Raw genomic sequence first — 23080 nt, 5'->3', positions numbered from 1 at the left:
CCCATGACCCGCCTTCCCGACCCGAGCGTGCGACCAGCCGGCCTGGCCGACCAGTTCGGTCGGGTAGCCCGCGACCTGCGCGTGTCCGTCACCGACCGCTGCAACCTGCGCTGCACCTACTGCATGCCCGCGGAGGGCCTGCCGTGGATGCCTCGCGCCGAGATGCTGACCGACGAGGAGATGCTGCGCATCATCGGCCTCTTCGTCCGCGACGGCATCACGCAGGTGCGCCTCACCGGTGGTGAGCCGCTGCTGCGCCGCTCGCTCGTCGACCTGGTCGCCGGCATCGCCGCCCTCGAGCCGCGCCCGAAGATCGCGATGACGACCAACGGCGTCGGCCTGGAGCGCGTCGCGCACCGGCTCAAGGACGCCGGTCTCGACCGCGTCAATGTCAGCCTCGACACGATCGACTCCCAGACCTTCACCCGGCTGACCCGCCGTGACCGGCTCGCCGACGTCGAGGCCGGGCTCAAGGCCGCGGCCGACGCCGGTCTCACCCCGGTCAAGGTCAACGCCGTCGCCATGCGCGGCATCAACGACGAGTCGGTCGCCGACGTGCTCGCCTGGTGCCTCGAGCGTGGCTACGAGCTGCGGTTCATCGAGCAGATGCCGCTCGACGCGCAGCACGCATGGGACCGCAGCGACATGATCACCGCCGACGAGATCCGTGAGCGCCTGTCCCGGCGCTGGGAGCTGACCCCGCTGCCCGCGGCCGACCGCGGCAGCGCGCCGGCCGAGCGCTTCCTCGTCGACGGCGGGCCCGAGACCGTCGGCATCATCGCGAGCGTCAGCGCGCCGTTCTGCGCCGCCTGCGACCGCACCCGCCTGACCGCCGACGGCCAGGTGCGCAACTGCCTCTTCTCGACCACCGAGACCGACCTGCGCGGCCCGCTGCGCGAGGGCGCGACCGACGACGAGCTGCTGGCCCTCATGCGCGGCGAGATGTGGCGCAAGCGGCGCGGCCACGGCATCGGCGACCCCGACTTCGTCCAGCCCGACCGGCCGATGTCCGCCATCGGCGGCTGACAGTAGACGCGGCCCGGCCCTACGGGTTCCGCGGCCATCCGGATGTTCTGATGGGGTCATGGACCCTGTCGTGCGTGTGTCTGGTGGCCTTGTCCGCGGATCGAGCCGGGACGGGGTGAACGCGTACCTCGGGATCCCGTACGCCGCGCCCGCGGTCGGCGCCCACCGCTACCGCGCGCCCCAGCCGGTCGTGCCGTGGGAGGGCGAGCGCCCGGCGACCCAGCACGGTCCCACAGCCGCGCAGTCGGCGTACCCCACCCCGATGGACACCGTGCTGCCCAGCTCGGTCGACCCCGGCGACGACTACCTCAGCGTCAGCGTGTGGGCACCCGAGGGCGCCGAGGCGCTGCCCGTCATGGTGTGGATCCACGGCGGGGCGTTCGTGCGCGGGGCCAGCTCGGTCTCGACCTACGACGGGAGTGCGTTCTCGCGCGACGGCGTCGTCCTCGTCGGCATCAACTACCGACTCGGCGTTCCGGGCTTCGCAGTGCTCGACGGGGCGCCGACCAACCTCGGCCTGCGCGACCAGGTCGCGGCGCTGGAGTGGGTGCGCGACAACATCGCCGCGTTCGGCGGCAACCCCGACGACGTGACCGTGTTCGGCGAGTCCGCGGGCGGGATGAGCGTGGCGATGCTGATGGCTTCACCCGCGGCCGAGGGCCTCTTCCGCCGGGCTGCCATCCAGAGCGGCAACGGGGCGGCCGTCTGCTCCCTCGAGGACGCCCGGAAGGTCAGCGGCGAGATCGCCGCACACCTCGGCGTACCCGCGACCGCCGAGGCCTTCAGCGCGCTCGACCCCGAGGTGGTCGTCGCCGCGCAGACCGCGATCGGGCTGGCCATCCAGGCCGACCCCGACCCGGCGCGCTGGGGGGCCTCTGTCCTCGCCGGCGGCCTGGGGATCATGAGCCTGTTCCCCGTCGTGGACGGCGACATCGTCCCGGGAGTGCCCGAGGAGCGCATCGCCCAGGGTGCCGCGGCCGGCATACCGCTGCTCATCGGCACGACCCGGGACGAGTTCCGCCTCTTCCTCGTGCCCACCGGCATCGCCGGTGGCGTGACCGAGCAGGCGCTGCCGGTCCTGGCGGCCCGCTACGGCTGGCCGGACGGGGCTGTCGGGACGTATGCGGGCAACCGCCCGGACGCGTCCCCCGGAGACCTCGTCTGCGCACTGCTCACCGATGCCGCCTTCCGGGTGCCCACGACCCGCCTGGCCGCCGGGCACCATGCGGCAGGCGGGGTAGTGCAGGTCTACGAGCTCGACTGGGAGACCAAGGTCGCCGAACTCGGCGCGTGCCACGCACTCGAGCTCGCGTTCGTCTTCGACACCCTCGAGAACGGGGCGCTGATGGCGGGCGAGGGCGCCCCGCAACAGCTGGCCGACGAGATGCACCGGGCGTGGGTGGCCTTCGCGCGAGGCGGCGACGCCGGCTGGCCGACGTGGACGCCGGAGCGCCAGTCCGTCATGGTCTTCGACGTGCCGTCGCAGGTCCTCGAGGGTCCGCGGGCCGACGAGCTCGCCGTCTGGGGCTGAGCGCTCGCCCGGCGCCGGCGGTTCAGCCGTCAGCGTCGGTCAGCTGCTCCACGGGAACGACCTCGATGAGGAAGCCCCGCAGGGCGACGAAGTCCGACAGGGGCCGCCGGTGCTCGTCGCACGCCAGCCACACCTTGCGGCGGTCCGTGGCGTGCAGCTTCGGGTTGTTCCACACGACGGCGTGACGGGCGCCCTGGCGACAGCCCTTGGCGCTGCACACGTGGTCACCGCCGACCTCGGGGAGGGTCGGCACGGTCTCGGGGACGCTCACCGGCCGATGCGGTGGTAGTCGTCCTGCGGGGTGACCGCCTGGATGCTGCCCGGCTGTCGGGGAGCGACGGCGTTCGCGATGACGACCGCGATGTACGGGATGAACACGGCCGCGAGGACGGCAGCCCAGCGCAGCCAGCCCGACGTGACGAAGACGAGACCGAAGCAGGCGATGCGGATGCCCATCATCGTCAGGTAGCGCTTGACGCGCTTGTCCTGGTCGTCCGTCGAGGACGTCGGCGCCGAGGTGACGGAGTACACCACGGGTTCCTTCTTGGCTCTTGGCACCCTTCCACCATAAGCCTGTTCGCGCCGCGAGCCGCGGTGGCTGTCTACCCTTCGGTAGTCCGTTAGGTTTCGGGGCAGGAAACGGCCCGGACCGATGGAGGAACCCACCAGTGCCAACGAACGAAGCGTCGACGAAGCAGGCACGCAACGTGCTCGTGACCGGCGGCAACCGCGGCATCGGGCTGGCCATCGCCAGGGCCTTCGTCGACGGCGGCGACAACGTCGTCATCACGCACCGCTCCGGCGAACCGCCTGAGGGGCTGCAGGGCGTCAAGTGCGAGGTCACCGACTCGTCCTCCGTCGACGAGGCGTTCACGGCGGCCGAGGAGATCCTCGGCGGGCCGGTCGAGGTGCTGGTCGCCAATGCCGGCATCACCCGCGACACGCTGCTGATGCGGATGAGCGACGATGACTTCGACTCGGTGATCGACACCAACCTCGCCGGCGCCTTCCGGTGCGCCCGCCGCGCGGCCACCGGCATGATCCGCAAGCGCCGCGGCCGCATCGTGCTGATCAGCAGCGTCGTCGGCCTCTACGGTTCACCCGGCCAGGCCAACTACGCCGCGTCGAAGGCCGGCCTCGTCGGTCTCGCCCGCTCGGTCTCCCGCGAGCTCGGCGGCCGCGGCATCACCGCCAACGTCGTGGCTCCCGGCTTCATCGAGACCGAGATGACGGCCGTCCTGCCCGACGAGCAGAAGAAGGCCTACCTCGCGAGCATCCCGGCCGGCCGTTTCGCCACGCCGGAGGAGGTCGCCTCCGTCGTCCGCTTCGTGGCCAGTGACGAAGCCGCCTACATCACCGGCGCCGTGATCCCCGTCGACGGCGGCCTCGGCATGGGTCACTGACCCTCCCGACGTCCCACACGGCATACGTACGCCGTCGGCGCGTTCGCGCGGCACCCGCACCCCACACACGAGAAAGTCGCAGGCATGGGAATCCTCGAAGGCAAGAAGCTCCTCATCACCGGCGTCCTGATGGACAGCTCGATCGCGTTCCACGTCGCGAAGATCGCCCAGGAGCAGGGCGCGACCGTGGTGCTCACCTCGTTCGGGCGCACGATGCGCATCACCCAGACCATCGCCAAGCGGCTGCCCGAGACGCCCGCCGTCATCGAGCTCGACGTCGCCGACCAGGAGCACCTCGACACCCTCGCCGAGCGGCTGCGCGAGCACGTCGACGGCCTCGACGGCGTGCTGCACTCGATCGGCTTCGCCCCGCAGGGCGCCTTCAACTTCCTCGAGGGCACGTGGGAGGACGTCTCGACCGCGCTGCAGATCTCGGCCTACAGCCTCAAGTCGCTCGCCGTCGCGACACTGCCTCTGATGTCCGAGGGCGGCTCGGTGGTGGGCCTGACCTTCGACGCCAAGTTCGCCTGGCCGGTCTACGACTGGATGGGCGTGGCCAAGGCCGCCTTCGAGTCGACCAACCGCTACCTCGCCCGCGACCTCGGTCCGAAGAACGTGCGGTGCAACCTCGTGGCGGCCGGCCCGATCCGCACCACGGCCGCGAAGTCGATCCCCGGCTTCGAGCAGTTCGAGCAGGTCTGGGACGAGCGGGCGCCGCTCGGGTGGGACGTCAACGACGCGGTGCCTGCGGCGAAGGCCTGCGCAGCCCTGCTCTCGGACTGGTTCCCGGCCACGACGGGCGAGATCGTGCACGTCGACGGCGGCGTCCACGCCATGGGTCAGTGAGCGCGCAGGCACTCCGGGCCGGTCGCTAGAGTCTGGCCATGCCTGACCCCGGGAACGAGTCCAGCGCCCTGACGACCCAGCCCCGGGCAGGCGCCCAGCCCGCGTCCGACGCCGTGCGCATCGACGAGGTGCGGGTGCTCGACGGGCCCAACCTCTACTTCTCGCGGCCGGCGATCAAGGTGGTCCTGCACCTTCCCGGCTACCTCGAGCTCAAGCGTCCGGCGGCCGAGGAGCTGGCCCGCCGCGTCGGCCTGCGCTCGGCCCGGCCGGGCAAGCGCGGCACCGCGCTGCGCCAGCGGTTCGTGATGCGACTGCTGCGCACCGTCATGCGGAGGCTGGGCACCGAGATCGGCGCCGGACGCCTCGGCGTGCGGGTGCGGGCGGGCCAGACGGTCGAGCAGGTCGTCGTCGCGTTCCCGTGGATCCACCGTGGCCGTGCCAAGGTCGCCGGGGAGCAGCTCGGCGTCGTCATGACCGAGCTGCTCGACAGCTCGCGAAGGCCCGACGAGCTCATCGAGAAGGCGGCGGCCGTGATCCTGGCCGCCCCGGACGGGCCCGGCCCGAGCGTGCTCACTCCCACCGTCCCGGTCGCGTCCGTGACCGGCACCAACGGCAAGACGACGACCACCCGTCTCATGGCGCACATGTGCATGGCCGCGGGGCTGACCACGGCTTGGAGCTCCACCGACGGCATCGTCGTCATGGGCGAGACCGTGGAGGAGGGGGACTACTCCGGGCCCGCGGGGGCACGCGGCGTGCTCGAGACGCCCGGCCTCGACATCGGCATCCTCGAGACCGCCCGGGGCGGGATGCTGCTCAAGGGGATGGGCGTGACCGCGAACGACGTCAGCGTCGTCACCAACGTCAGCGCCGACCACCTCGGCCTGCAGGGCATCGACACCCTCGACCAGCTCGCGGAGGTCAAGGCCATCGTCACGACGGTCACCAAGCCGCAGGGCTGGGTCGTGCTCAACGGGGACGACCCGCGCGTGTGGGCCATGCACTTCGGCATCAAGGCCAAGCCGTGGGCCTTCAGCCTCGACCCCGCGTCCCCGGCTCTGTGGGAGTCGATCAACGCCGGGGGCCGAGGGATCACCGTGCTCGACGGGGAGATCGTGGTGCTCTCGCCCAACGGCGACCCCGACCGGCTCGTCAAGGTCGTGGACGTGCCCATGACGCTCAGCGGGCTCTCACGCAACAACATCGCCAACGCGCTCGCCGGGGCGGCGGCCGCCCTCGGGCTCGGGGTGCCCCGCTCGGCCGTCGTCGAGGGGCTGCGCACCTTCGCACCCGACCCGGAGCACAACTGGGGGCGCCTCAACACCTACACGCTGCCTCTGCCGGACGGCGCCGGCACCGCCACCGTCATCATGGACATGGCCCACAACGAGGCCGGTCTCGACGCTCTGCTCGAAGTCGCCCGTGGCCTCGCCGCGCCGGGCGGGGCCGTCCGGCTGGGTCTCGGGTGCGCGGGGGACCGCGCCGACGAGGCCATCGTGGCGATGGGCGAGATCGCCGGCCGCGGCGCCGAGGAGGTCGTGCTCAAGGTCGCCGAGCACTACCTGCGCGGGCGCCGGCCGGAGGAGCTGCTGAACCTCTTCCGCGAGGGCCTCGCGACGGTGGGTGTCCTCGACGTCCCTGCACACGACACCGAGCTCGCTGCGCTGCAGGCCCTGGTGGCGCACGCGCTCGACGGCGACGTGATCGCCCTGATGTGCCACGCGGAGCGGACCGAGGTCGACGGCTGGGTCCGGGGGCAGGGCGGCACCGTGGACGACGCGCGCACCATCCGCCGCAAGGTGGTCGCAGGCCGCGGCGAGCACGAGCTCGAGGGTGAGATCGCGGCGCTGTGGACGATGGACGACGCGCAGGCACGGGTCGAGGCGGCCCAGGCCCTGGTGGACGACCACCCGGCGGACGCGCGGCTGGTCTTCGAGCTCGCAGGGGCCTGGGACGCACTGGGTGACGAGCGCTGCGCCATCGGGCTCTACGAGCAGGCGTTGACCGGTGGGCTGCGGGAGCCGCACCGGCACCTCGCGCAGCTGCAGCTGGCCTCCAGCCTGCGCGTCGTCGGTCGGGCCGAGGAGGCCTTGGCTGTCCTCGACGAGGTCCTGGCCACCCGCCCGCACAGCACCGCAGCTCTCGTGCTGTGCGCTCTCGCGCAGGCCGACCTCGGCCGGGAGCGCCAGGCGGTGGCCGACCTCGTCCGGGGCACGCTCGAGGCCACGACCGACGTCGACACCCAGGCCTACCGCCGAGCCCTGCGCGCCTACGCCGACGAGCTCGCCCCCGCCACCGACTGACCGACGCGTGTCGCAAAGTGCCCACTCGACGTTGGGGGAGGTATGCGGTCGGGGTGAGTGGGGAACGGGGTGCGCGTCAGACGGCGGTGTCGTCGAGAGCCGCGGGCTGGCTCTCCGCGGGGACGGTCGCGAGCGCCTCGCCCTCGGCCTCCTCGCCCTCTGCCTCGGCCGTCTCGGTCAGGGTGCTCGGGTCGAGGTCGGGATCGCTCGTGCCGGCGCCCGGCGTGCCGAGTCGTGCTCCGGCCTGGGCGGCGTTCGTGCGCTCCTCGAGCTCGGCCACGACGCGGGCGTGGTTGTCGACGCACATGACGACGACGTCGCCCGGGTTGGTGCGGGCCAGCACGTGCCGGGTCGCCTCGAGCTCGTCGAGCACGATCTCGACCTGACGGCAGCGTGCGCCGTCGGCCATCGCCGCGCGGGCGCCCTCGGCCACCAGCCGGGCCGACTCGCCCGGGGCGCGCCCGCGCAGGCGGGCGTCCTCGCGCACGACGACGACGTCGAAGTGCCGCGCGGCCACCTCGCCGAGCTCCCGGATGTCGTCGTCCCGGCGGTCACCCGCGGCGCCGATCATGCCGATGCGCGAGATCCGGCCGAGATCGGCCTGCCCCTGCTTCTGCTCGGTGTAGCGGTCGACGAAGACGCCGAGCTCCTTCATGCCCGCAGCGTTGTGGCAGTAGTCGACGAAGACGTCGGCGTTGCCGACCTGGACCAGGTTGAGGCGACCGGGGGAGAGGTAGTAGGTGGTCGCGAAGGTGCGCAGGCCCTGCCGGATGTCGTGCAGCGGGGCACCGCCGGCGAACGCGGCACCCGCCGCGGCGAGCGCGTTGGCGATGTTGAAGCGGGCTGCGCCGCCGAATGTCGCCGGCAGCAGGTGCGTCCACGCCAGCTGCATGCTGCGGCGTCCGTGCTTGATGACGATCATCTCGCCGCGGTCGCTCGGCTCCAGCACGACGGCGCGGCCGCCACGGCGACAGTGGTCGTCGACCAGTTCACGCACCTCGCTGCCCGGCTCGGCCATCGAGAACCAGACGATGCTGCCCGAGCAGCGGCGACGCATGTTGCGCACGTGCGGGTCGTCGGCGTTCAGCACCGCGAAACCGTCACGCGGCACCGCCTCGACGATGACGGCCTTGACGTCGGCCAGCTGGCGCAGGGTGTCGATTCCCTTCATCCCCAAGTGATCAGGCGCGATGTTCGTGACGACCGCGATGTCGTTGCGGTCGTAGCCGAGACCTTCACGCAGGATGCCGCCCCGGGCGACCTCCATGACGGCGAAGTCGACGCGGGGGTTCTGCAGGACCATCCGCGCGGAGCGGGGTCCGGAGGCGTCCGCCTTGATGACGAGGCGCTCGTCGATGACGACCCCGTCGGTCGAGGTCATGCCCACCTTGCGCCCCAGGCCCTTGAAGATGTGGGCGATCATCCGCGAGGTCGTCGTCTTGCCGTTGGTCCCGGTCACGGCGACGATCGGCACGCGCGACTGGGTGCCCGGCGGGAAGAGCAGGTCGACCACCGGCTTGGCGATGAACTGCGGCTCGCCCACCGTCGGGTGGGTGTGCATGCGGAAGCCGGGGGCCGCGTTGACCTCGCAGATGGCGCCGCCCGTCTCGCGCACGGGGAAGGTGATGTCGGGACAGATGAAGTCGATGCCGGCCACGTCGAGGCCCACGATGCGTGCGGCCTCCTCGGCGATCTCGACGTTGTCGGGGTGCGCGTCGTAGGTGCGGTCGATCGAGATGCCACCGGTCGACATGTTGCCGGTGAGGGCGAGTTTGACCATCTCGCCCTCCGGCGGCACCGACTCGAGGGTGTGTCCCTGCCCGGCGAGGACCTCGAGGGCGTTGGCGTCGAGCTTGATCCTGGTCAGGACCTTCTCGTGCCCGACGCCGCGGCGCGGGTCGGCGTTGGTGATCTCGACGAGGTCGCCCACGGTGTGGGTCCCGTCGCCGATGACGTGCGCGGGCACCCGCTCGGCGATCGCCTGCATCTTGCCGCCCACGATGAGGCACCGGTAGTCCCGACCGGTGACGAAGGACTCGACGATGACCGTCCCGCGGCGCGACTGTTCCCGGGCGATGTCGTATGCCTTCTCGACCTCCTCGTCGCTCGCGAGGTTGAGGCACACGCCCCGGCCGTGGTTGCCGTCGAGCGGCTTGACCACGACGGGGAAGCCGATGCGGCGGGCCGCCTCCAGCGCGCCGCGCAACGTGCGTACGGCCTCCTGCTTCGGCACGGGGAGGCCCGCCGAGCCCAGCAGCTTGGTCGTGAGGTCCTTGTCGCCTGCGATGTCGACGGCCAGCGCACCGGTCTTGGAGGTCATGGTGGCGCGGATGCGCTGGGCGTGGACGCCCTGGCCGAGCTGGACGAGGGATGCGGAGTTGAGCCGGATGTAGGGGATGTCACGCGACGCGGCCTCCTCGAGGATCGCCGACGTGGACGGCCCGAACGCAACCCGCTCGGCCTGGCGCAGGAAGCCGTTGAGCTCGGTCTCGAAGTCGAAGCCGTCCTCGGCGTCGACGAGGTGGTTGAGCAGGCGTACGGCCAGCTTCCCGGCGGCAACGCCCACGGTCTCGTCGGTGTAGCTGTAGATGACGTTGTAGCGGCCCGGCTCGCCCTTGACGCCGCGGGTCTTGCCGCGGCGCGAGTCGTGCCCGGCGAGGGTCTGCAGCTGCAGGGCAACGTGCTCGGCGACGTGCCCGAGCCAGGTGCCCTCGTGGAGCCGCTCGACGAACCCGCCGCGGCGCCCGCGCGAGCAGGTGTGGCGCTCGAGCCCCGGGACGAGCTCGACGAGCCGGTCGGTGAAGCCGGGCAGCGAGACCGTCGGGTACTCCTCGAGGCTGCCGAGGTCGACGACGAGGTGGATGGCCTGCTGGTAGGACCAGACGTTGGGGCCGCGGTAGATCCGGGTCTCGAGGATTGTGAGGTCCGGCCGTGCCGGTCCGGTGGGGGTGGGTACCTCGACGGCCATGGGTCTCCTCCTACGGAAACGCTCGGGGGACGCCGGGCGGCGCGTCCCCTCGGGCGGTGCTGCTCTGTGGCGGGCGGACGGGCTCAGCGGGCGGGGGTGCTCGCAGAGGCCGCCGCCCGGACCTTGGCCGGGACGACGGCGCCCTCGACGTCCGGGTGGCGTTCGACGAAGGCGGTCAGCTCGACGTGGTCGAGGTCGAAGGTACTGCCCGTGGGCAGCGAGTGCACCACCGCGCCCGAGACGAGCAGCGGGGCGCCGCGGCGTGCGTCGGGCGCATCGGTGATGGCGTTGCGCGCGTTGACGATGAAGATCGACCCGGCGCCGATGACCGACATCGTGCGCCCGTCGCGGATCTCGCCGGCGGTGTTCTCGTCGATGCCCATGCCGAGCAGGTTGGGGGAGGCGGCGACCATGGACATGAGGCGCCCGTAGCGTCCGCGCTGGTCGAAGTGCTGGTCGATGATGACGTCCTCGACGAGGCCGAGGCCGGCGGAGACCTGGCTGGCGCGCTGGCGGGGCGTCAGGCCCTCCTCGCCGAGGGAGATCATGAACCGGCTCATGATGGAGGCGCCCGCGGACGTGCCGGCGACGACGGCGCCGCGCTGGTAGGCCCGCACGACGGCGTCACCCACCGGGGTGCCGACGATGTTCTGGGCGAGCTTGACCTGGCTGCCGCCGGTGAGGAAGACGCCGGTCGCGGCGTCGAGCGCAGCCACCATGTCGGGGTCGTCGGCGTCGCGCCTCGTCTCGGGGTGCACGACCGTCATGTCGCCGCCGCGGAGCCGGGTGAAGACGTCGCGGTAGGACTCGGAGACCTCGCCGGCGAAGGAGGAGGCGGTCGGGATGAGCACGATGTGCCCGCGGTGCCCACCGGCGAGCCGGACGAACCGCTTGAGCACGACCGAGCGCCCGATGCGGTCCTCGGCGCCACCGATGACAAGCACGGTGCGGCGGACCTCGCCCGAGGGAGCGGAGCCCGCGCCGGAGGGATCGGGCGAGGGGTCCAGGGTCTGCATCGCGCCAGCCTAGTGAGGGCTGCGTGGGACCGGCGGAGCCTGTGTCGGCGTGCCGTCGTCCAGATCCGCCTGCTCGATCTCGTCGCGCGAGATGCCGAGCAGGTAGAGCACCGAGTCGAGGTACGGCACGTTGACGGAGGTCTGGGCCTGCTCCTGCACGACGGGCTTGGCGTTGAAGGCGACCCCGAGGCCGGCGAGGTCGAGCATGTCGAGGTCGTTGGCGCCGTCGCCGATGGCGACCGTGCGGCTGAGCGGCAGCCCCTCCTGCTCGGCGAACTCCCGCAGCGCACGTGCCTTCCCCGCGCGGTCGACGACGTCACCGACGACACGCCCCGTGAGGCGGCCATCCGCGATCTCGAGCCGGTTGGCGCGGGCGTGGTCGATGCCGAGGTCCTCGGCGAGCGACCCGACGATCTCGATGAACCCGCCGCTGACGAGGCCGACGGTGAAGCCGAGCCGCTTGAGCGTGCGCACGAGCGTGCGAGCGCCGGGCGTGAGCTGTACCGCCTCGCGCACCTCCTCGAGGACGCTCGCCGGCAGGCCCGCCAGGGTGGCGACCCGCGCGCGCAGCGACTCCTCGAAGTCGAGCTCGCCTGCCATGGCCCGCGCGGTGACCTCGGCGACCTCGGCCTCGCGGCCGCAGTGCGCGGCGAGCAGCTCGATGACCTCCTGCTGGATCAGCGTGGAGTCGACGTCGAGCACGACGAGCCGCCGTCCTCGGCGGGCGAGGCCGCCCGGCGCCACGGCGATGTCGATGCCCTCCGACGTCGAGACGAGCGCCAGCTCGGTCCGCAGTGACGGCACGTCGGCGCCCGAGATGTCGAACTCGACCGTGGTCACGGGGTAGCGGGAGAGCCGGCGGATGCGGTCGATGTTGGCGCCGTGCTCGGCGATCCGTGACGTGACGCGAGAGACGGCGCTCGCGCGCAGGGGAGCGCCGAGGACCACGACCGCCGCTCGCCCCTGCCGGGAGCGGGCGTTGTCGCCGTGCCCTTCGACGACGGTCAGCGTCACCCCGAGCCGGTGGGCGGCCACGGCCGCAGCGTCGCGCAGCTGCTCGACCTGGTCGCCGGGGCGCAGCAGCACCGTCAGCGTCAGGTGGCCCTGGACGGCGACCTGCTGGATGTCGAGGACCTCGGCCCCGTAGCCGGACAGCGCCCCGAGCAGCGTCCCGGTGACACCGGGGCGGTCGTCACCGGTCACGGTGACGCTGAGCGTGCGCAGGTCCGTCGTGTCGGGATGGTCGTCGGGGCTGGCGTCGGTCACCCGGTCAGGGTAGTGAGGGAGCGCTCGCTCCCGACGCACCTTCCGGCATACGGCGCGCGTCGCGACCCGAGGACGTATGCCGTCTCGCCCCTCGGGCGCCCGCGTGCCGTCTCGGGTCGGTCGGCCGGCGCTCAGCCGGGTTCGGCAGGCGTCTGAGCAGGGCGGGCGTTGACCTCGTCGCGCCAGTGCAGCAGGTCGCGGACACGGCCGAGGTCCGGGTCGGCGGCGGCGACGCTGGCGGTGAAGAGCCGGGTGCCGATGGCGTGCAGCTGCTCGGCGTTGCTCGCGTAGTCACCGCGCTGGTCGGGGTTGCGGCCCGGCACGAAGGCGACCCCGGCGGACCGCTCGATCTCGAGCGGGTCGCGGCCTCGGCGGGCGCACCAGTCGTCGAGGACCCGGTGCTTGTGGGCAATCTCCGCAGGGTCTCCGAAGCCGTGCCAGATGGCGGCGTGCTCGGCGACGATCCGCAGCGTCTTCCTCTCACCGCCTCCGCCGATGAGGATCGGGATGTCCCGGGTGGGCGGCGGGTTGAGCCGCGTCCACCGGTCACGGATGACGGGCAGGTCGCGGGCGAGGTCGTCGAGGCGGCCGCCGGCCGTGCCGAACTCGTAGCCGTACTCGTCGTAGTCGAGCTGCGCCCATCCTGATCCGATGCCGAGGACGAGTCGGCCGCCGCTCATGTGGTCGACGGTGCGCGCCATGTCGGCGAGCAGGTTCGGGTTGCGGTAGCTGTTGCACGTGACGAGGGCGCCGAACTCGACCGACTCGGTCGACTCGGCCCAGGCGCCGAGCATCGTCCAGCACTCGAAGTGCATCCCACCGCGATCGCCGCTGAGCGGGAAGAAGTGATCCCACGAGAGGAGCAGGTCGACGCCCATCTCCTCGAGCGTCGCTGCGGTGCGGCGGATCTGGGCCCACGTCGCGTGCTGCGGCGGGACCTGCACGCCGACTCGCGCCGGGCGCGGGTCTGCGGCGCTCGCCGGCAGCGGGCCGGTGGCCGGGGCCTGCACCGGCGCGTCCGCACCAGCGCTCATCGGGTGACGACCTGGCCCTTGCCGACGACGACGATGCCGGTCTCGGTGACGTGCAGCCCTCTGGCGCGGTCGTGCTCGTGGTCGATGCCGATCTGGCACCCCTCGGGGACGACGACGTTCTTGTCGAGGATGGCGCGCCGGATCTGGGCGTGCCGGTGCACCTCGACGCCGTCGAGCAGCACCGAGCCCTGGATGCTCGCGTAGGAGTGCACCCTGACGAGCGGTGAGAGCACGGACGCGTAGATGTGGGCGCCCGAGACGACGACCCCCGGGGAGACGGCCGAGTTGAGCGCCTCGCCGATGCGGTCGCCGCTGCCGTGGACGAACTTCGCCGGCGGGTAGGGGCTGTGGCTGGTGTAGATCGGCCACTCGTAGTTGTAGAGGTTGAAGACCGGGTGGATCGAGATGAGGTCCATGTGGGCGTCGTAGTAGGACTCGATGGTGCCGACGTCGCGCCAGTAGCCGCGGTCGCGGTCGGTGGCGCCGGGCACCTCGTTGTCCTTGAAGTCGTAGACGCCGGCCTCGCCGCGCGCGACGAACCAGGGCACGATGTCGCCGCCCATGTCGTGGTTCGAGTCGGTCTCGCGGTCGGCGCTGACGGCCACCTCGAGGGCCGAGGCGGTGAAGACGTAGTTGCCCATCGAGGCGAGCACCTCGTCGGGGTTGTCGGGCAGCCCCTTGGGGTCGCTCGGCTTCTCGAGGAACGCGGCGATCTTCGACGGGTCGCGGTCGTCGACCTCGATGACCCCGAACTGGTTGGCGAGCGAGATCGGCTGGCGGATCGCGGCGACGGTGCACGCGGCGCCCGACTCGATGTGCTGCTCGACCATGGCGCTGAAGTCCATGCGGTAGACGTGGTCGGCGCCGACGACCACGACGATGTCGGGCCGCTCGTCGTGGATCAGGTTGAGGCTCTGGTAGATCGCGTCGGCGCTGCCGAGGTACCAGTTCTTGTCGACGCGCTGCTGCGCCGGCACGGTGGTCACGTAGTTGCCGAGGAGCGTCGACATGCGCCACGTCTTCGTCACGTGCGCGTCGAGGCTGTGCGACTTGTACTGCGTCAGCACGACGACCTGCAGGTAGCCGGAGTTGACGACGTTGGACAGCGCCAGGTCGATGAGCCGGTAGATGCCGGCGAACGGCACGGCCGGTTTGGCCCGGTCGGCGGTGAGCGGCATCAACCTCTTGCCCTCCCCGCCGGCGAGCACGATCGCGAGGACTTTCGGACCAGCTGCTGGGCTTCGTCGGGCCATGCACGCCACCCTAGGGCAGCGGTCGCCGCTGGGGCGGCCTCGGCGCGCAACGTGGACAGACGTTCACCAGCGGGTCTTCGGCCGGTGGCCGCGGCCGCGCGGCACTAGGGTCGACCCGTGCGCGTCGACATCCTCAGCAAGGAGTACCCGCCGGCCATCTACGGAGGTGCCGGCGTCCACGTGGCCGAGCTGGTGCGGGCTCTGCGGGCGCGCGGCGACCTCGACGTCAGGGTGCGCTGCTTCGGTGGCCCGCGTGACGAGCCCGGCACGACGGCATACGCCGACCTGCCCGAGCTCGCCGGCGGCAACGCGGCCCTGCAGACCCTCGGTGTCGACGTCACGATGGCGGGGGACTGCGTGGGGGCCGACCTCGTGCACTCGCACACCTGGTACGCCAACATGGCCGGGCACCTCGCCTCCCTCCTCGGCGGCATGCCGCACGTCGTGACCGCGCACTCGCTCGAGCCGATGCGGCCCTGGAAGGCGGAGCAGCTCGGCGGCGGCTACCGGGTGTCCTCGTGGGCCGAGCGCACGGCCTACGAGTCCGCTGCGGCGGTGGTCGCCGTCAGTGCCGGTATGCGCGAGGACATCCTCCGCAGCTACCCGTCCCTGGACCCCACGCGAGTTCACGTGGTGCACAACGGGATCGACGCGCAGCTGTGGTCGCCGGACCGCTCCGCCGAGGCCACCGACACCGTCCGCCGCCACGGGGTCGACCCCGACCGGCCGTCGGTCGTCTTCGTCGGGCGCATCACCCGCCAGAAGGGCCTGCCCTACCTGCTGCGCGCGTGTGCGCAGCTGCCGCCCGACGTCCAGCTCGTGCTCTGCGCCGGCGCCCCGGACACGCCCGAGATCCTCGCGGAGGTCGAGGGGCTCATGGGCGAGCTGCGCCAGCAGCGCCAGGGCGTCGTGTGGATCCCAGACATGCTGCCCCGCAACGAGGTCGTGGCGCTGCTCAGCCACGGGACCGTGTTCGCCTGCCCCTCCGTCTACGAGCCGCTCGGCATCGTCAATCTCGAGGCGATGGCGTGCGAGCTGCCCGTCGTCGCGACGGCGACGGGAGGCATCCCCGAGGTCGTCGTCGACGGCGAGACCGGCTGGCTCGTGCCGATCGAGCAGGTCCAGGACGGCACGGGAACACCCGTCGACCCCGACCGCTTCGTCGCTGACCTCGCGGCCGCGCTCACCGACGCCGTCTCGGACGTCGAGCGGGCGCGCGCCTTCGGACAGGCCGGTCGGCAGCGCGCGGTCGACTCGTTCTCGTGGGCGTCCATCGGCGACCGCACCCTCGAGGTCTACCGGTCGGTCCTCGGTTCCTGAGCCGGCCGACCGCTGGACGCCCGAGGGCAGGCGTCAGCCGATGACCCTGCCGGTCACCGCGTAGGGCACCCCGGTCACCTCGGCCGGCCCGCCGAGGATCTGAGCGAGCAGCTCGGCCGGCTCGGGATAGTGGGAGCCGAGAGCGGCCAGGTAGGCGTCGTGGGCCGACAGCGAGGCGACCGCGGCGTCGAAGTGCTCGGAGACGTCGACGAAGTGCGTCGGCTCGGGGTCGGCGCAGACGAGCACGTGCGCCACCTGCCACGGCTCGTGGCCCTCCTCGACGAGCTCGGGGAAGATCCACCGGTTGCCCGCGTCCGCCTTGGCGTCGACGACGGCGAGCCCGACGGCCCGGTGGTCGGCCTGGTTGGCCATGCCCCCGGGGAAGCGGTCGGCGTACGTCACCGTGACGAGCAGGTCGGGCCGGCGCCGCCGGATCTCGCGGGCGATGCCCTTGCGCAGCGCCAGCCCGTGCTCGACCACCCCGTCGTGGAAGCCGTCGAGGAACTCGACCACCTCGACCCCGACCCGGGCCGCGCCGTCGCGCTCCTCCTGCTCGCGCAGCGGCCCGGCCTCGGCCGGCGGCATGGTCTCGATGCCCGCCTCGCCGCGCGTGGCCAGCAGGTAGGTGACCGTCTTGCCGGCGCGCACCCAGCGGTCCACGGCCGCGGCCACGCCGTACTCCAGGTCGTCGGGGTGCGCGACGACGCAGAGCACCGTCTCGAAGGTGCTCTCGTCCAGGGGCTCCAGGCTCGGTTGCTCGGTCATGCCCCGAATCTAGGGTTCCTTGGCGAACCGGCGGGCGGATGTGACCATGAAGCATGCTGACGATCGAGCTCGCCCGCCGCCTCACGGACGCCGGGCTGACCTGGGAGCCGGTGTCCGGTGACCGCTTCGTCGTGCCGGTCACGGGCATGGAGGAGGAGGTCTTCGTCATCAGCGAGATCACCGTCGACGTCCACCACTTCTCGACGGGCGACGTCATCGGCTTCAACGGCACCACCGAGTGGGCGCTCGACAGCGTCGAGCAGGACAAGGTCGTCTGGCTGCCGCGTGAGGACCAGCTGCGTGACCTCCTCGGGGACGCGTTCGTCGCGCTCGAGCAGCTCGAGGGTGGGTATGCCGTGTCGGTGCTCGCCGGGTCGGGCGCGGTCGAGCGCCACGTCGACATCGACGTCGAGCGCGCGTACGCCCGTGCGCTCATCGCCCGGCTCGAGGCCGCCGGCGCGGCGTGAGGAAGGCGCCTAGTCGGGGATCCGGAGTGCCGGCGATCGGCCGGTCGGTCATGCGGGCGGTCAGGCCGGGCGCCAGCCGGCGATCGACATGACCGCGACGTTCGTCGCGTCGGCCAGCGCGGTGTCGGCGTCGGCAGCCAGGTCGCGCAGCAGCCGTGACCGCGCGGCCGTGGTGCCGGCGTCGAGGCCGCCGGAGCCCAGCGAGGTGAGGCTGGCCGTGCGGTGCGCGAGGCGCGAGAGGTTGGCGGCGAGCGACATGATGCGCAGGGCCCGGCCGGAGGTGGCGGGCGGGATGCCCCACAGCGCCGTGTCGAGCTCGGTCTGGGCCTCGGCGCGGGCCTGGTCGCCCCACGGGTGGCCGCCCACCCGCTCGAAGGAGGCCGTGTGCTGCCGCACCCGGCTCATGAGCTCGCGCTCGATCTCGCGCAGGTCGAGCATCTCCATCCGGTGCCGGGGCACCGGGTCCGCCTCGTAGACGCTCCAGTCGGCGCGGACACCGACGTCACCCTCGGGGCCGAACTCCGACAGGGTCGGCACGAGGACGCCGCCGATGCCGGCCACGAAGACGCACTCGCCGGAGTCGGCGGCGTGCGCGGTCGCCTTCGTGGAACCACGCGGCATACGGCTGAGGTCGCCGGGCCGGGGGAGCGCCACGAACAGTGCGCGCTCGCCGAGGTCCCGCCACACGTCGAGCCGGGCAAGGTCGCCGGCCACGTGGTCGAGGTCGGGGAAGGCACGCGCCAAGGCATCGGTCGTGGGGAGATCCCCCCGCCACGAGGCCGTGACCCACAGCGCGAGCCGGACGGAGGCGGGCAGCTCGGGCACCCGGCCATCGTAGGGCGCGCCCGGACGGCGGCTCGAACGAGCGTGCCATAGGGTCGAGCCATGAGCGACGTCCTCGCCTTCGCCGGAGTCACCGTCCGCCGCGGTGCCACGACGCTGCTCGACGACGTCACGTGGGAGGTGGAGGAGGGCGAGCGCTGGGTCGTGTTGGGCGCCAACGGTGCCGGCAAGACGACGCTGCTGCAGATCGCCGCCGCCCGGCTGCACCCCTCGTCCGGGGTGGCCGGCGTCCTGGGCGAGGTGCTCGGGGCCGTCGACGTCTTCGAGCTGCGACCCCGCATCGGCCTTGCGAGCTCCTCGATGGCCGAGCGCATCCCCGGCGACGAGCTCGTCGGCAACGTCGTCGTCACCGCCTCCTACGGCATCATCGGCCGCTGGCGCGAGACCTACGACCACGTCGACTACGTCCGCGCGATGGAGCTGCTCAAGGCGCTCGGCGCCGACCACCTCGCCGACCGCACCTACGGCACCCTGAGTGAGGGCGAGCGCAAGCGCGTCCAGATCGCACGCGCCCTGATGACCGACCCCGAGCTGATGCTGCTCGACGAGCCGGCGGCCGGTCTCGACCTCGGCGGACGCGAGGACCTCGTGCGCCGGCTCGGCGAGCTCGCCGCCGACACCGAGGCGCCCGCGATGGTGCTGGTCACCCACCACGTCGAGGAGATCCCGCCGTCGTTCACCGACGTGCTGATGATCCGCGACGGCAGGGTCGTGGCCGCCGGCCCCATCCCGCTCACCCTCACGGCCGAGAACCTCAGCGAGACCTTCGGCCTGCCGCTCGAGCTCGAGCAGCGCGGGGAGCGCTGGACGGCCCGCGCCGCTTCCCTCACCGCCTCCTGACCGGGTCAGGTCCCGGCTCGCGGTTCGTAGGTTCCCCCGGGGAACTGGAGGACACTGGTAAACGTCACACAAGTGACGCACGTGACGCCGGTGTCCATCGCCGGCGCTGACCAAGGCAGGGTGAACGACGTGTCCGAGGGGCAGGCGTGGATGGTCTGGCTGGGGGTCGCGCTGGTTCTCGTCGCCATCGAGACAGTCACCGTGGACTTCACCTTCCTCATGCTCGCCGGTGGTGCTGCCGGGGGCGCCATCGCGGCCGCGTTCGGTGCACCCCCGGTCGTGCAGGCGATCGTCGGCGGCCTGGTCGCGGTGGCGCTGCTCGCGATCGTGCGTCCGTGGCTCAAGAGGCACTTCACCGCCACCCAGCCCCACCACGTGATGGGCGCCGCAGCCAACGTGGGTCGCTCCGCGATCGCCATCGACCGGGTCAACACCGACGGAGGCCAGGTGAAGCTGGCCGGCGAGACGTGGTCGGCCCGCACCCTGGGCGACGACATCGAGCCGGGCGAGGAGGTCGTCGTCGACTCCATCGAGGGAGCCACAGCCATCGTGCGCCGCGCACACGTCGTCGGCGCGTAGGACACAGGGCGGTCGCCGAACCGCCGTCACCAACAGTTTCGAACGAGCGAGCGGGTCGCCCGACCCGCCCGCCCCCACCGTCGCTCCCCAGGGAGCACGGACCGCACAGGGAGAAGGTCAGAAGGTCGTGGAGCCGGTAGTTCTCATTCCCATTCTCATCGTCATCGTCGCGCTCATCATCGTGGTGCGCACGGTGCGCATCGTGCCGCAGCAGACCGCACAGATCGTCGAGCGCCTCGGCAGCTACAGCAAGACCCTCGAGGCCGGCATCCACTTCCTCGTGCCGTTCGTCGACAAGGTGCGCGCCAACATCGACCTGCGCGAGCAGGTCGTCTCCTTCCCGCCCCAACCGGTGATCACCTCCGACAACCTCGTCGTCAGCATCGACACGGTCATCTACTACTCCGTGATCGACGCCAAGGCCGCCGTCTACGAGATCGCCAACTTCATCCAGGGCATCGAGCAGCTGACGGTCACCACGCTGCGCAACGTCATCGGCTCGCTCGACCTCGAGCAGACCCTGACCAGCCGCGACCAGATCAACGGCCAGCTGCGCGGCGTGCTCGACGAGGCCACCGGCAAGTGGGGCATCCGCGTCAACCGCGTCGAGCTCAAGGCCATCGACCCGCCGCACTCGGTTCAGGACTCGATGGAGAAGCAGATGCGCGCCGAGCGTGACCGCCGTGCCGCGATCCTCACCGCCGAAGGCGTCAAGCAGTCGGCGATCCTCACCGCCGAGGGCGAGAAGCAGAGCCAGATCCTGCGCGCCGAGGGCTCGGCCCAGGCCCGCATCCTCGAGGCCCAGGGCCAGGCGCGGGCCATCCAGCAGGTCTTCTCGGCCATCCACCGCGGCAAGCCGACGCAGAAGCTGCTGGCCTACCAGTACCTCCAGGTGCTGCCGCAGATCGCCCGCGGCGACTCCAACAAGATGTGGATCGTGCCGTCGGAGCTGACCGACGCCCTCAAGGGCATCGGCAACGCCCTCGGCGGCACGGACAGCCGCGCGGGGGAGAGCGAGGAGGAGTCCTGGGCCCAGATGGGCGACGGACAGGACGACGCGTTCGCCGAGACGGTCCTCGAGGACCCCGCCAAGGCGCTCGCCGAGGCACGTGGCCAGGCCGCCGCTGCCAGTGCAGAGTCGACCGAGCCGCTCACGCGCTCGCACGCGGCCGTGCGGCCGGCCGCCGACGTGCCGCCGCTGCCCACCGCCGCGCCGGCCGTCGACCCGGGTGCCCTGGCCGCCGACCCGCCGGCCGACCTGCCGGCCGACCCGGCGCTGCCCCAGGGCGGCGCGGCCGCCCCGGCGGACCTGCCCGGAACCGACCCGGAGCCGCCCGCCACCCGCTGAGCCGACACCGGCCGGACGGCATACACAAGCGGGCGAAGCCCACGTCCGGGACACCCGGTCACCCTCTGTAGGGTGACCGGGTGTCTTTCTGGTCGGGGGTCGCCATCGCGCTGGCCGGCACCGGCGCGGGCATCATCAACACCATCGTCGGCTCGGGCACCCTGATCACCTTCCCGACGCTGCTCTTCTTCGGCGTGAACCCGCTCGTGGCCAACGTCTCCAACAACATCGGGCTCGTCGCCGGCGGCGTGACGGGGGCGTGGGGCTACCGGCACGAGCTGACCGGGCAGGCCGAGACCCTGCGGCGTCTCATGCCGATGTCGTTCCTCGGCTCGATCGTGGGGGCGAGCCTGCTGCTCGTCCTGCCGGCGTCGGCCTTCCGCGCCATCGTGCCGGTGCTGATCCTCATCGCGCTGGTGCTCGTCGTGGCGGGGCCCTCGATCCAGGCCCGCGTCCACCCCGACGGCGCCGACGCCCCGGTGCCGGCCTGGCACGCCCCGGCGATGGCGGCCGGCGTCTTCGTCGCGGGCGTCTACGGTGGCTACTTCGGCGCCGCGCAGGGCGTGCTGATCATGGGCCTGCTCAGCGCCCTGAGCCTCGAGCCGCTGCAGCGGCTCAACGGCTACAAGAACGTCCTGTCGCTCATCGTCAACTTCGTCGCCGCCACCGTCTTCGTGCTCTTCGCGCGCGACCACATCGACTGGCTGATCGTCGTCCTCATCGCAGTCGGGGCCTTCGTCGGGGGCATCATCGGGGCGCGCATCGGACGGCGGATCCCGCCCAACGTCCTGCGTGCGCTGATCCTGCTCATCGGCGTCGTCGCCATCGTCAAGCTCGTCTGGTTCCCCTGAGCCGAGGCCCCTCGGGGGGCGTGAGGCGATGTCGGGGCGGCTGCCGCGTCGCACTAGCCTGACGGCGTGCCGATCGAGATCACCGACCCCGCCGACCCGCGCCTCGCCGACTACGTCTCGCTCACGGACGTCGTGCTGCGGCGGCGGACGGAGCCCGAGCGCGGCCTCTACATCGCCGAGAGCCAGAAGGTGATCCGGCGGGCGCTGCGCGCCGGCCACCGGCCGCGGTCCTACCTCATGGCACGCCGCTGGCTCGACGACCTCAGCGACATCGTGGCCGACGCCGAGGCTGCCGGCGTCCCGGTCTACTACGGCGAGCACCCGGTCATCGAGCAGCTCACCGGCTTCCACCTGCACCGCGGCGCGCTGGCGGCGATGCAGCGGCCGGTGCTGCCGTCGGCCGCGTCCCTGCTGCGCGGGGCCCGGCGGGTCGTCGTGCTGGAGGACGTCGTCGACCACACCAACGTCGGGGCGATCTTCCGCAGCGCCGCGGCGCTCTCCGTCGACGCCGTGCTCGTCAGCCCCAGGTGCGCCGACCCGCTCTACCGACGGTCGATCCGCGTCTCGATGGGCACGGTGTTCCAGGTGCCGTGGACCCGCATCGACCCGTGGCCCCAGGGCATCGAGCTGCTGCACGAGGCGGGCCTCACGGTCGCGGCGATGGCATTGTCCGACGACTCGCTGTCGCTCGCCGACCTCGAGGCGCATCCGCCGGAGCGGCTCGCGCTCGTCGTCGGCACGGAGGGCGACGGGCTCTCGCACCGGACCGTCGCCGACGCGGACCTGACCGTTCGGATCCCCATGGCCGGCGGGGTCGACTCCCTCAACGTCGCCGCGGCCAGCGCGGTGGCCATGTGGGCGCTACGGCCGCGCACCGACGGCTGATGAGCGCGACGACGTGGTCGACGCCGGGTCGGGCGACCGCCACGCTTCGCGTCGTGGACGCGGTAGAAGATCGCGTAGCGGTTGGCGGCCGTGAGCCTTCGAAGGAGGCCTGCGATTCGGGATCGGCCGCGAGGGCAGCGGCCAGACCGGCATAGGCTGCCGCCCACCTCCCGTCCGCCTTCGCGGCATCGATATGGGGCTGCCCGCGGGGCGCATGCGACTGGCCTCGATCCTTGACCCCGTTGACCTGCGACCAACGGCTCCAAGGGCCGCGCGGGGTGAAGCGGTGCGACCAGGAGGGATTCGTCGTACCCCCGCTTCTGCCCGTCGATCCACCCGCGGCAGAGAGCGACCTCGGGGGCGTCCGCATAGCTGATCGTCGCGGCGGCCGCTCCGGTCCTGCCGATCTTGAGCCAGATGCCACGGTGGTCGCCGCGCTACGGGGCGACCAGGCCTCGCCGTGGCCACCCTGGCGAAGGAGACCACCGGCAACCCCGCCGCACCTCCGGTGCATCCTCGTCCGACATGTGGCCTCC

General features: G+C 72.2%; 21 protein-coding genes. 12 read left to right on the top strand and 9 right to left on the bottom strand.

From position 1 onward, the window contains the following. Positions 1 to 3 precede the first annotated feature (3 nt). Both moaA and AB0316_RS09320 read left to right on the top strand, forming a co-directional pair. On the top strand, positions 4 to 1026 hold the full coding sequence (gene moaA / locus AB0316_RS09325; RefSeq protein WP_366272474.1) for a GTP 3',8-cyclase MoaA: 1023 nt from the start codon (positions 4 to 6) through the stop codon (positions 1024 to 1026). A 58-nt stretch (positions 1027 to 1084) separates the two neighbouring features. Continuing rightward, positions 1085 to 2557, top strand: coding sequence for a carboxylesterase family protein (locus AB0316_RS09320; protein WP_366272472.1), 1473 nt, complete (start codon positions 1085 to 1087; stop codon positions 2555 to 2557). A gap of 22 nt (positions 2558 to 2579) precedes the next feature. Here the strand turns inward: AB0316_RS09320 and AB0316_RS09315 are convergent, their stop codons facing one another. Both AB0316_RS09315 and AB0316_RS09310 read right to left on the bottom strand, forming a co-directional pair. After that, positions 2580 to 2828, bottom strand: coding sequence for a hypothetical protein (locus AB0316_RS09315; protein WP_366272470.1), 249 nt, complete (start codon positions 2826 to 2828; stop codon positions 2580 to 2582). Beyond that, positions 2825 to 3091 (bottom strand): DUF3099 domain-containing protein, encoded by a 267-nt coding sequence (locus AB0316_RS09310; protein WP_366272468.1) that lies wholly within the window; start codon positions 3089 to 3091, stop codon positions 2825 to 2827. Before AB0316_RS09310 ends, AB0316_RS09315 begins: the two co-directional genes overlap by 4 nt. 134 nt (positions 3092 to 3225) lie before the next feature. Here AB0316_RS09310 and AB0316_RS09305 point away from each other — a divergent pair, with 134 nt between their 5' ends. From AB0316_RS09305 to AB0316_RS09295, 3 genes are all read left to right on the top strand, one after another. Further along, positions 3226 to 3960: a beta-ketoacyl-ACP reductase gene (locus tag AB0316_RS09305; RefSeq protein WP_366272466.1), complete on the top strand. Its 735-nt coding sequence runs from the start codon at positions 3226 to 3228 to the stop codon at positions 3958 to 3960. Between the two features lie 84 nt (positions 3961 to 4044). Continuing rightward, positions 4045 to 4806, top strand: a complete 762-nt coding sequence (gene fabI, locus AB0316_RS09300; protein ID WP_366272464.1) for an enoyl-ACP reductase FabI — start codon at positions 4045 to 4047, stop codon at positions 4804 to 4806. Between the two features lie 38 nt (positions 4807 to 4844). After that, positions 4845 to 7109 (top strand): tetratricopeptide repeat protein, encoded by a 2265-nt coding sequence (locus tag AB0316_RS09295; RefSeq protein ID WP_366272462.1) that lies wholly within the window; start codon positions 4845 to 4847, stop codon positions 7107 to 7109. Positions 7110 to 7185: 76 nt separating this feature from the next. Here AB0316_RS09295 and cphA read toward each other — a convergent pair whose 3' ends face one another. From cphA to glgC, 5 genes are all read right to left on the bottom strand, one after another. Next, positions 7186 to 10077: a cyanophycin synthetase gene (gene cphA / locus AB0316_RS09290; protein ID WP_366272460.1), complete on the bottom strand. Its 2892-nt coding sequence runs from the start codon at positions 10075 to 10077 to the stop codon at positions 7186 to 7188. A gap of 83 nt (positions 10078 to 10160) precedes the next feature. After that, positions 10161 to 11093, bottom strand: a complete 933-nt coding sequence (locus AB0316_RS09285) for a cyanophycinase (protein WP_366272458.1) — start codon at positions 11091 to 11093, stop codon at positions 10161 to 10163. Positions 11094 to 11102: 9 nt separating this feature from the next. Then, positions 11103 to 12359, bottom strand: a complete 1257-nt coding sequence (gene serB / locus AB0316_RS09280) for a phosphoserine phosphatase SerB (RefSeq protein ID WP_366272456.1) — start codon at positions 12357 to 12359, stop codon at positions 11103 to 11105. Positions 12360 to 12490: 131 nt separating this feature from the next. Beyond that, a complete protein-coding gene (locus AB0316_RS09275; RefSeq protein ID WP_366272454.1) occupies positions 12491 to 13393 on the bottom strand; it encodes an LLM class F420-dependent oxidoreductase in 903 nt (300 codons plus the stop codon). Then, entirely contained in the window at positions 13390 to 14646 is a 1257-nt protein-coding gene (glgC, locus tag AB0316_RS09270; RefSeq protein ID WP_366272452.1) for a glucose-1-phosphate adenylyltransferase, read from the bottom strand. Before glgC ends, AB0316_RS09275 begins: the two co-directional genes overlap by 4 nt. 117 nt (positions 14647 to 14763) lie before the next feature. On the opposite strand from glgC, the gene glgA reads away from it, so the two are divergent. Further along, complete coding sequence (gene glgA, locus AB0316_RS09265; protein ID WP_366272450.1) at positions 14764 to 15966, top strand: glycogen synthase; 1203 nt, start codon at positions 14764 to 14766, stop codon at positions 15964 to 15966. Between the two features lie 33 nt (positions 15967 to 15999). On the opposite strand, the gene AB0316_RS09260 is transcribed toward glgA, so the two are convergent. Next, positions 16000 to 16731 carry a PIG-L deacetylase family protein gene (locus AB0316_RS09260; RefSeq protein WP_366272449.1) on the bottom strand — a complete coding sequence of 244 codons (732 nt, stop codon included), beginning with the start codon at positions 16729 to 16731 and terminating at the stop codon, positions 16000 to 16002. Between the two features lie 53 nt (positions 16732 to 16784). Here AB0316_RS09260 and AB0316_RS09255 point away from each other — a divergent pair, with 53 nt between their 5' ends. After that, on the top strand, positions 16785 to 17198 hold the full coding sequence (locus tag AB0316_RS09255; RefSeq protein WP_366272447.1) for a pilus assembly protein CpaE: 414 nt from the start codon (positions 16785 to 16787) through the stop codon (positions 17196 to 17198). A gap of 60 nt (positions 17199 to 17258) precedes the next feature. Here the strand turns inward: AB0316_RS09255 and AB0316_RS09250 are convergent, their stop codons facing one another. Beyond that, positions 17259 to 18023: a hypothetical protein gene (locus tag AB0316_RS09250; protein WP_366272446.1), complete on the bottom strand. Its 765-nt coding sequence runs from the start codon at positions 18021 to 18023 to the stop codon at positions 17259 to 17261. Between the two features lie 60 nt (positions 18024 to 18083). Here AB0316_RS09250 and AB0316_RS09245 point away from each other — a divergent pair, with 60 nt between their 5' ends. The 5 genes from AB0316_RS09245 (at position 18084) to AB0316_RS09225 (ending at position 22544) form a co-directional block, all read left to right on the top strand. Next, on the top strand, positions 18084 to 18881 hold the full coding sequence (locus tag AB0316_RS09245; RefSeq protein WP_366272445.1) for an ABC transporter ATP-binding protein: 798 nt from the start codon (positions 18084 to 18086) through the stop codon (positions 18879 to 18881). 120 nt (positions 18882 to 19001) lie between these two features. After that, positions 19002 to 19460: an NfeD family protein gene (locus AB0316_RS09240; RefSeq protein ID WP_366272444.1), complete on the top strand. Its 459-nt coding sequence runs from the start codon at positions 19002 to 19004 to the stop codon at positions 19458 to 19460. A 127-nt stretch (positions 19461 to 19587) separates the two neighbouring features. Beyond that, positions 19588 to 20808 carry an SPFH domain-containing protein gene (locus AB0316_RS09235; RefSeq protein ID WP_366272443.1) on the top strand — a complete coding sequence of 407 codons (1221 nt, stop codon included), beginning with the start codon at positions 19588 to 19590 and terminating at the stop codon, positions 20806 to 20808. Positions 20809 to 20888: 80 nt separating this feature from the next. Then, positions 20889 to 21659, top strand: coding sequence for a sulfite exporter TauE/SafE family protein (locus AB0316_RS09230; RefSeq protein ID WP_366272441.1), 771 nt, complete (start codon positions 20889 to 20891; stop codon positions 21657 to 21659). A gap of 66 nt (positions 21660 to 21725) precedes the next feature. After that, positions 21726 to 22544, top strand: coding sequence for an RNA methyltransferase (locus AB0316_RS09225; protein WP_366272439.1), 819 nt, complete (start codon positions 21726 to 21728; stop codon positions 22542 to 22544). Positions 22545 to 23080 lie beyond the last annotated feature (536 nt).

Source organism: Terrabacter sp. NPDC080008 (genome assembly GCF_040702505.1).
GTDB lineage: Bacteria > Actinomycetota > Actinomycetes > Actinomycetales > Dermatophilaceae > Terrabacter.
Note: the sequence above shows the minus strand (reverse complement) of the source record. Positions and strands in the feature narration are given on the sequence as shown.